Source organism: Ilyobacter sp., from assembly GCF_041583315.1.
Lineage (GTDB): Bacteria > Fusobacteriota > Fusobacteriia > Fusobacteriales > Fusobacteriaceae > Ilyobacter.
In genome coordinates, this window is the sequence record NZ_JBFHGC010000034.1 from 1 (window position 1) to 9,632 (window position 9,632).

General features: G+C 37.2%; 10 protein-coding genes. 7 read left to right on the forward strand and 3 right to left on the reverse strand.

All coding sequences use genetic code 11. The features are described 5' to 3' along the window. A partial coding sequence (locus ABZA26_RS02300; RefSeq protein ID WP_372712908.1) for an Hsp33 family molecular chaperone HslO occupies positions 1-768 on the forward strand: 768 nt, incomplete at its 5' end. 46 nt (positions 769-814) lie between these two features. Here the strand turns inward: ABZA26_RS02300 and ABZA26_RS02305 are convergent. The 3 genes from ABZA26_RS02305 to ABZA26_RS02315 all read right to left on the reverse strand — a co-directional run bounded on the left by ABZA26_RS02305 (position 815) and on the right by ABZA26_RS02315 (position 3,091). Then, positions 815-1,705 (reverse strand): fumarylacetoacetate hydrolase family protein, encoded by an 891-nt coding sequence (locus ABZA26_RS02305; protein ID WP_372712909.1) that lies wholly within the window; start codon positions 1,703-1,705, stop codon positions 815-817. 124 nt (positions 1,706-1,829) lie between these two features. After that, positions 1,830-2,615, reverse strand: coding sequence for a glutamate racemase (murI, locus tag ABZA26_RS02310; protein ID WP_372712910.1), 786 nt, complete (start codon positions 2,613-2,615; stop codon positions 1,830-1,832). A gap of 149 nt (positions 2,616-2,764) precedes the next feature. Beyond that, the gene (locus ABZA26_RS02315) at positions 2,765-3,091 is read right to left on the reverse strand and encodes a DUF3870 domain-containing protein (RefSeq protein WP_372712911.1); all 327 of its coding nucleotides are present in this window, start codon (positions 3,089-3,091) and stop codon (positions 2,765-2,767) included. Between the two features lie 589 nt (positions 3,092-3,680). Here ABZA26_RS02315 and putP point away from each other — a divergent pair. The 6 genes from putP to ABZA26_RS02345 all read left to right on the forward strand — a co-directional run. After that, the gene (putP, locus tag ABZA26_RS02320; protein ID WP_372712912.1) at positions 3,681-5,129 is read left to right on the forward strand and encodes a sodium/proline symporter PutP; all 1,449 of its coding nucleotides are present in this window, start codon (positions 3,681-3,683) and stop codon (positions 5,127-5,129) included. Between the two features lie 188 nt (positions 5,130-5,317). After that, a complete protein-coding gene (locus tag ABZA26_RS02325) occupies positions 5,318-7,045 on the forward strand; it encodes a phospho-sugar mutase (protein ID WP_372712913.1) in 1,728 nt (575 codons plus the stop codon). Between the two features lie 46 nt (positions 7,046-7,091). After that, positions 7,092-8,171: a radical SAM family heme chaperone HemW gene (hemW, locus tag ABZA26_RS02330; protein ID WP_372712914.1), complete on the forward strand. Its 1,080-nt coding sequence runs from the start codon at positions 7,092-7,094 to the stop codon at positions 8,169-8,171. Positions 8,172-8,190: 19 nt separating this feature from the next. Next, the gene (locus ABZA26_RS02335) at positions 8,191-8,871 is read left to right on the forward strand and encodes a YggS family pyridoxal phosphate-dependent enzyme (protein WP_372712916.1); all 681 of its coding nucleotides are present in this window, start codon (positions 8,191-8,193) and stop codon (positions 8,869-8,871) included. Positions 8,872-8,886: 15 nt separating this feature from the next. Then, on the forward strand, positions 8,887-9,417 hold the full coding sequence (locus ABZA26_RS02340) for a cell division protein SepF (protein WP_372712917.1): 531 nt from the start codon (positions 8,887-8,889) through the stop codon (positions 9,415-9,417). Between the two features lie 15 nt (positions 9,418-9,432). Next, a partial coding sequence (locus tag ABZA26_RS02345) for a nucleoside recognition domain-containing protein (protein WP_372712915.1) occupies positions 9,433-9,632 on the forward strand: 200 nt, incomplete at its 3' end.

Genomic DNA, 9,632 nt, shown 5'->3' on the forward strand with positions numbered 1-9,632 from the left:
GGAAGATTTCTTACAGCAGGGATAATAATGGGTGCAGGTCTAAAAGGGGACGATCTTATGACTCTCAGGACTGATACAGACGGTCCTCTAAATCACATGATTGTGACTTCAGATGCCATTGGAAGAATCAAGGGATATGTTTCCAATCCTGAGGCAGACCTTCCTCTGAAGGCAAATGGTCAGCCTGATGTAGGTGGACTAATAGGTAAAGGTATGCTGAGAGTAATAAAGGATATGGGATTAAAAGAACCTTATGTAGGGGTTTCAAATATACAGACAGGGGAAATAGCAGAAGATATAGCTTATTATTATTATACTTCTGACCAGGCTCCCACGGTTCTTGCAATTGGAGTGTCGCTGAATGAGGATCTTTCCATAAAAAATGCAGGAGGGTATATGATTCAGCTGTTACCTGACTCAGAAGATCATTTTATAGACAAACTAGAAGCTAAAATAGGTGCTATAAGGCCTGTGACAGAGCTTTTTGACGGTGGAATGACACTGGAAAGAATATTAAAACTTCTCTATGAGGACATGGAAGATGAAAAAGGTGAAAAACTTATAGAGGAATATGAGGTCTATGAGGAAATAGAGACAAAATACAGCTGTAACTGCGACAAAGAGAGATTCTATAAGGGACTTGTTACCCTAGGGAAGGACCAGCTTGAAGAAATTTTTTCTGAAAAGGAAGATTTAGAGGTAGAATGTCACTTTTGTAAATCAAAATACTCTTTCAAGAAAGAAGAATTTGAAAACATAATGAATTAACAAAAAAAACGGCGGATAATCCCACCGTTTTTTTTTGTTCCTGACTTTATTCTACAATATTTGTAAGGGTACCTATTTTTTCTATTTCACATACAACCTTGTCCCCGGGTTTTAAGAATTTGAAAGGTTTGAAACCTAGTCCCACTCCAGAAGGAGTTCCCGTAATAATTATATCTCCCTTACGAAGATACATCCCCTTCGAAAGATCACTTATAATTGTAGGGATATCAAAAATCAGCATTTTTGTATTTGAATTCTGACGGAGCTCATCATTGATACTGCACTTTATATCCAGCTCCACAGGGAAAGGGATGTCACTTTTATGGACGATCACAGGTCCCATAGGGCAGAAAGTCTCCAGGCATTTACCTTTGAACCACTGTCCGTGTTTTCTCTGTATATTTCTGGCTGATATATCATTCACGATGGTGTACCCGAATATATAATCTTCAGCCTCTTCTGGTTTTATGTCTATACCGTCTTTTCCTATTATTATACCCAGTTCCACTTCATAGTCGATCATCTCTGTGATCTCTTTGTGGCTGAGGATAGTGTCCCCGTCACCTATTGCAGGGTTTGCTATTTTTGAAAAATAGATGGGGAATTTTGGAATGTTGTCTTCCGACCCATTTAGCCCCACTGTCTCTTTGGCGTGATCCAGATAATTTTTTCCAAGGCAGAGAAGGTTTCTTTTGGGATATTCTATAGGAGCAAGAATTTTAACATCAGCAAGATTTGAAGTAGCTTCATTTTCACTGATAAATTTCTTTAATCCTTCTAAAATAAACTCATCCCAGCCATCTAAAAGTTCATTGATATCTTTTGGTTTTTCCAAGCCCTTGGAAGAATAAAACTCACTTATATCTAAGATAGAGTCTTGATTCTTAAGGATTCCTACTTTTTTTTCGTTTTTTTCCAGGTAGTAAATAAATTTCATTTTGACACCTCCGTATATTTAAACCATTTTTTTCATAATTTTGAGCGCTTCTTTTTTCTATAATATAATACAAACAGGAAAAATACCAAAACTATATTTTACTTTAAATATACAGGAGGTCATATTACAACTCTATTTGGTAGATTTTTTCTATTTTTCCACCTAAAAAATTTTCTGCCACTTCTTTAAATTTTTTTATCTCACCACTGACATAAAATTCACAGCTTCCATTATCATTTTCATTAATTTCCAAAGAATTTAAAAGAAGTTCTTTTTTTAGAAAAACTGCAGTTTCTTTTGCCGGATCCACAATGTTTCCCTTAAAATATCTGGCTATAGTTTCTCTGATAATTGGATAATGGGTACATCCTAGCACCAGTGTATCCACTTTTTTAGAGATACTGTTTATATAGGTTTCCACAACAGCTTCATTTTCTATAGTATTTTTCCATCCTGCCTCAATAATGGGACACAGCTGAGAACAACCTTTTTGAACTACTGATATCTTTGGATTAAGCAGGTTAAAAGATTTTTGGTATGCGTTCATGGCCACAGTTGCAGGGGTAGCAATAACCCCTATACAGTTATTTACCGTGGTTTCAGAGGCTGTCTTTGCACCGGCCTCTATGACTCCTATTACAGGAATGTGAGGGAACCTGTTTTTTAGAGTTTCCAATGATGCAGCTGTTGCGGTATTGCAGGCTATTACAATGGCATCCACCTTGTTTAAAACCAGAAACTCTCCTATTTTCAGGCAAAGTTCTCTTATATTTTCTACTGTTTTTTCTCCATAAGGGGCATTTTTATTGTCTCCGTAGTATATTATCCTCTCTTTCGGAAAAATCTTATTTATCTCTTTCAGTACTGTAATTCCACCGACACCAGAATCAAAAACTCCGATTTTTGCCATAATACTTCATCTCCTTTAGAATTTCTAAAATTGCCGATAAAAATAAAAAAGGCCAGACATCTCCTTAATAAAAAGAAGCATATCTGACCTTGAATTTGCGCGGTTATCCCTATACAAATAAGAGTATGAAAGCTTGATAATTTTTATATTTAGTTTTGGGTTAAATTAAGTTTTTTAAATTTATTGAGGCACTCTTTGTAAGCCACAATTATAGATTTTTGCGAGGAACCATGGTAGGAGCTGGTTATTCTTTCAATAATATTGTCTTCATCCTGAATATTTTCCCCGCAGAATATCTCAGAAAAAATCTTTCTGGTGAGGTCCATCTGCACTGTGGCATCTACTTCTATTATTTCTCCGGTTTTCTTGTTCACAAGCATTCCCACGCAGAGCAGCGAAAAAAGTTTGGTTATAAGGCTGTTTGAATGGGTTCTGCCGTGACCAGTCAGGTATACTTTTTCGTTCAAATTATACATTAGATTCCTCCAAAAAAAATGGACAGACTTCTCCTACTCTAATTTGAGTAGGCAGGTCTGACCGAGTTTATCGTAACAGTAATAAACAAGTGTATGAAATGCCGTCAAAAGTCTTTTTTAAATTTTATTTCTTAATCATAATATATACTTGAAAAAAAATATTTTGTCAATGGTTGTGAGGTACTTTATAAAAATATTGATATTAAAGCCCTAGTGGAATTGACACGGTTAATAACTATGTGATACTATATTCATTATATAAATACAGAGCAAGGCTAAGGTAAAAAATTACTCTGAAAAAGACAGTGTATTTTATTAATCCATAGACAAAGGTTTATATTTATGATTTAATTAAGTACACTTACTAAATTATATTATTATGATTGAACTTATGCTTAGCTTCAGGAGTTTTCCAGGGGAATTTTTAAATTTTACTCAGAGCTTTGACTGCTTAGATATATTACTTTAAGCGGTTTTTTTATTTAATATAACCGACAGAGTGTGGGTATTTTTTTTTTAGAAATACATCAAGAGTGTTAATATTTTAAATAGACAGATATAAATAAAAATAGAAGAAGGGGGAGTAGTAATGGCAGGAATTGAGACACTTTTTACCTTTGGGATCTATATGACATTTCTCATAGGTGTAGGGGTTTATTTTTATAGTAAGACAAACAATGTAGAGGACTATCTCATAGGTGGAAGAGGGATGGGATCATGGGTAACAGCACTTTCTGCACAGGCTAGTGATATGAGCGGATGGCTCCTCATGGGGCTCCCTGGAGCGGTGTATCTATCCGGAATAAATCAGCTGTGGATAGCAATAGGACTTCTGGTGGGAACCTACCTAAACTGGAAATTTGTAGCACCGAAGCTAAGGGTTCAGACAGAAGAAACTGATACAATGACTATTTCGACATTTTTAGAAAAAAAACTCGGAGACAATACCGGGCTTATAAGAAATTTTTCAGCTATAGTGACGCTTTTTTTCTTTACAATCTACTCGTCATCCGGACTGGTGGCTGCAGGAAAGCTCTTTGAATCTATGCTCGGTATAGACTATAAAATTGCGGTAATTATAGGGGCGGTCACAATAGTAACCTATACTTTCATGGGTGGTTACCTGGCATCATGCTGGACTGACTTTTTCCAGGGAGGCCTGATGTTTATAGCCATAATACTTGTGCCTTTGATGGCTCTAAACAGTGCCGGCGGTACTCAAGGGGTAATAGATGCCATGGCAGCAAAAAACATAAGTATGGATATTTTCAGTAACGGTTCCGGAAAGATTGGAGTAATGGCAATAGTTTCTTCCCTGGCATGGGGCCTAGGATATTTCGGGCAGCCTCATATTTTAGTAAGATTTATGAGTATAAACTCTGTAAAGGATATAAAAAAGTCGAGATTAATAGCCATGGTATGGGTAATAATATCTTTAGGAGGTGCCGTAGCAGTAGGTCTTGCAGGAATAGCTATGTTTAAAACTCCTCTGGAAATGGGAGGGGACCCTGAAAGAGTATTTATATATATGATCTCAAAGCTTTTTAATCCTTGGGTAGGAGGAATTCTCCTGGCTGCGATATTATCCGCAATAATGTCCACTATAGATTCCCAGTTACTTGTGTCATCCACAACCCTTACAGAAGATTTTTATAAGTATATAAAAAAAGATGCTAAGGACAAGGAACTTATGTGGGTAGGAAGATTGTGTGTGATCGGTATATCTTTTGTGTCTGTAATAATGGCACTTAATCCCAGTGTAAAAGTTTTGGCCCTAGTTTCATATGCATGGGGAGGATTCGGAGCTGTATTCGGTCCGGCTGTGCTAGCTACTCTATATTTTAAAAATCTAAACTGGAAAAGTGTGTTTGTAGGAATGGTAACAGGTATGCTGGTTCTCGTAACATGGAAGCATCTTGGATACGGGGCAATAATGTATGAAATAGTTCCTGGATTTATAGCAAATGCAGTGGTAATACTGATAGGGGAGAAGGTATTTTTCTCAGAAAAATCTCAGGAAAAAAACGAACTTGCTTAGGGAGCTTTTAGCTCCCTTTTTTCTTGATTTTTTACACAATATACATTAAAATTATATTAGCTGACTTAAATTTTGTGAAATCCCTAATAAGATGATTAAAGTTTAAGTTTTCAGAAGTTTGATTTCAATGGTTTCTATTTAACAAATCACTATAAAACAGGCAATTAAACTTAAAGGGGGAAATTTTAATGGACGCTAATATCTGGGGAAAATTTGAAAATTGGTCTAATTCAGAATACATTGATGCAGAGGACAGAGAAGAGCTGAAACAAATAAAAGATAACGCCAAAGAAGTGGAAGATAGATTTTATACTGACCTGGAATTTGGAACTGGTGGTATGAGAGGTATCAGAGGCGTAGGTACCAACAGAATAAATAAATATATAGTAAAAAAAGCAGCTCAGGGAATAGCAAATTATATGCTGAAGATGGATGCTGAGGCTGCAGTGGAAAGAGGGGTAGTTATAGCCTATGACTGCAGAATCGGATCTTATGAATATTCTCTGAATATGGCTCTTGTTTTTGCAGCAAACGGAATAAAGACAAGTCTCTTTGAATCTTTGAGATCTACACCGGAGCTTTCCTTTGCAGTAAGAGAGCTGGGAACCATGGTAGGAGTAATGGTAACTGCATCTCATAATCCAAAAGAATATAACGGGTTTAAAGTTTACTGGGAAGACGGAGGACAGGTGGTGGAACCTCATGCTACTGAGATAGTAAAAGAGGTATATGCAGTGGAAAATTTTGACGCTATAAAAGCTATGACCCAGAAAGAGGCTGAGGAGAAGAATCTTCTTGAATTTGTGGGAAAAGCAGTGGACGACAAATATATAGAAGCCATCAAAAAAGAGGCTATCAATATTGATATTCCAGGAAAAAAAGATTTTAAAATAGTATATTCTCCCCTTCACGGAACTGGGAAAAGACCTCTTCAGAGAGTTATGAAGGAAATGGGATTTGACAGTCTGTATACAGTGGCAGAACAGGAAGATCCAGACGGGACTTTCCCGACATGTGACTATGCCAACCCTGAAGACCCGGCAGTATTTGAACTGGGAATAAAACTTGCTGAAAAAGTGGGATCTGGAATATGCATGGCCAATGACCCTGATGCAGACAGAATAGGTATAGCAGTAAAGAAAAAAAGCGGAGAATGGGTGTATCCAAATGGAAATCAGGTAGGACTTCTTCTCATGAATTATATTCTTGAAAACAGAAAAGATATACCTGAGAACGGAGCTGTAATCTCTACTGTAGTGTCGACTCCTATGCTAGATGTAGTAGCTGCAGACAAAGGTGTGAAGATGTTTAGAACTCTTACTGGATTCAAATATATAGGTGAAAAAATACTAGAATTTGAAACTGGCAAAATAGACGGAACTTACCTTTTTGGTTTTGAAGAATCTTACGGATACCTGGTGGGAACCCACGCAAGAGACAAGGATGCCATAGTCTCAACTATGCTCATAGCAGAGATGGCAGCTTATTATGAAGCTAATGGTACGTCAGTAATAGAGGAACTTGAAAAACTATACAACAAGTATGGCTGGTATAAAGAGGGAATACAGGCTATCACAATGAGTGGTAAAGAAGGAGCAGAAAAGATACAGAATATAATGAAGTCCCTAAGAGAGAACATGCCTGTGGAAGTTTTGGGGAAAAAGGTAAAGAAAGTTAGAGATTTTCAACTGCAGAAAGATTATGACAAAATAGCAGGAAAGGAATCTGTAATCGATCTTCCCAAGTCAAATGTAATACAGATGATCCTAGAAGATGATACTTATATAACTGCAAGACCTTCCGGGACAGAGCCGAAGATAAAGTATTATTACGGAATAAATGCAAAGACAGAAGCAGAGGCAGAAAAAAAATTGGAAGATACAATGAAGGGATTCTCAGAATTTCTTGAAAAATAAGATGCCAGGGACCTGATGTCCCTGGTTTTAATTTCTGGAGGCAATAATGACAGACGCAATCTATATACATATCCCGTTTTGCATAAACAGGTGTCAGTACTGTGATTTTCTTTCTTTTAAAAGCACCCCTCAGAAGAGAAGAGAGTATGTGGAATATCTGAAAAAAGAGATAAAACTTTACCCGAAATATGAATATGACACTGTTTATTTCGGAGGTGGGACTCCCTCGCTGCTTGAACCTGGTGAAATAAAGGATATACTGGAATTACTTCAGGTAAAAGACAATGCCGAGGTGACTCTGGAGGTCAATCCGAAAAGTGTTGATTTTGAAAAGCTAAAGGCTTTTCGTTCTGCCGGCATAAACAGGCTGAGTATAGGGGTACAGAGTTTTGACCCTCACTATCTGAAGCTAATAGGGAGACTGCATACAGCTGCAGAAGCAGAAGAGATATACAGGGATGCCAGAAAGGCCGGGTTTGACAACGTCAGCCTAGACCTCATGTTTTCCCTTCCGGGGCAGGGTATAGAGGATGTAAAAAGAGACCTTGCGAAGATAACTGAACTCAGACCGGAACATATATCCATCTATTCCCTAATATGGGAAGAGGGAACTCCCATATATGAAAAGCTTGTAAAGGGAGAATTACAGGAAACAGAAAATGAACTTGAGGCCAAAATGTATGAACTCATAATAGAGTTTCTCAAATCAGAGGGATATATTCATTATGAGGTTTCCAACTTTGCCCTGCCGGGGAAAGAAGCCAGACATAATACTAAATACTGGGAGAATAAAGAGTATATAGGGGCAGGTCTGGGATCGTCTGGATATACAGGTAACCAAAGGTATAAAAATGCTGTGAATTTTAAAGATTATTATGGTAAAATAGATAATAATGAGAAACCCCGTGAAGAGACGGAAGAGGTAAATGAAAAAGAAAAAGAGGAATATCGATATATTCTCGGTTTGAGACTTCTGGAAAAAGGAGTGGAGGCAAGAGGAGAGTATATTAATAAATGTCTGGAACTGGAGGAAAAAGGTTATCTGATGAAAAAGTCGGGTAAGTATGTCCTGACTCCAAAGGGACTCATGACAGCAAATGATGTTTTTGAAGAATTTATAGGCTAATTTAAAGGAGGAGATTGTTCTGGGAAGCATAAAGAATAATATCCAGGAGATATCAGAGGATATAAAAAAATATTCACCGTGTCCTGAACATGTGAAACTTGTGGCAGTAACTAAATACGTAGGGACAGAAGAGATGAGCGATGTAATCTCTGCAGGAGTAACCATCGTAGGTGAAAACAAGGTTCAGGTGCTAAGAGAAAAAAAAGAAAAATTTGATCAAAGTGAGCTAGGAAGTAAAATTAAATGGCATTTTATCGGAAATCTTCAAAAGAATAAAGTGAAGTACATATCAGACTACATAGATCTTATTCATTCGGTAAACAAGCTTTCTCTTGCCAGGGAGATAGATAAAAGGGCAGAGGCTGCTGGAAGAGTGATAGAGGTTCTCCTAGAGATAAACATCGCAGGAGAGGAAAGCAAAGAGGGATACAGTGTAGAGAAACTTTATAAAGAAATTCCGGAGATAATCAAGCTGAAAAATATAAAAGTAACCGGACTTATGACAATGGCTCCCTTCTCAGAAGATACTGAGCTTGTGAGGAGAGTGTTCAGAGGACTCAGAAATATTAAAGATGATCTGAGCAGAGACTATTTTCAAGGAGAGCTGAAGGAGCTCTCTATGGGAATGAGTGGTGACTATAAGATAGCTCTCCAGGAGGGGGCTACGTTAATTAGAATAGGAAGTAAAATTTTTTCCTAGGAGGGTGTGTTGAGAATGAAAGAGATGCTTAGGGGACTTAAGTTTAAAGATATTCTTGGTATTAACGACGCTACAGATGATGAGGCAGAAGAGCTAGGAAAGGTAATAGACAGTGTAGAAGAGATAAGAGATGAAAAGCCCGTTTTAAAGACGGAATTTTTGAGTACAGGTGAAACTGGAAAAGGCGATAAAAAAACAGATTCAAAAATAGAGGTTCCTGTGAAATCACCTTCGGAACCTGAACTGAAGCCTTCAACTATGGGTGGAAGAGATTACCAGACTGTATTTGTGGACCCAAAGAAATTTTCAGAGTGTAAAAAAATAGCCAACTACATCAAGGACGATAAAATAGTAACTGTAAATCTTGAGTATGTGGACAGCCCTACTGCTCAGAGAATAATAGATTTTTTGAGCGGAGCCATGAGCATAAAAGAAGCTCAGTTTATAGAGGTCAGTAAGAAAGTATATATGGCTGTTCCTAAAAGGGTACAGGTATTTTATGACGGTAAAGCAGAATCTGTAAACAACGGACTCTTAGAGATTTAAAGTATAGGGGGAAAATTGAAGCTGCTGAAAGATAGTATTAATATAAGTTATAAACTTTTAAAAATAATGCTCCCAGTGAGTATTTTAGTAAAAATTCTCAGTCATTTTGGGATAATAGAAACAATATCCAGAGGTATTTCTCCTGTGATGGGGATTATGGGACTGAGCGGAGAAATGGGAATTGTATGGGCTACGGCAATGACTACAAACATATA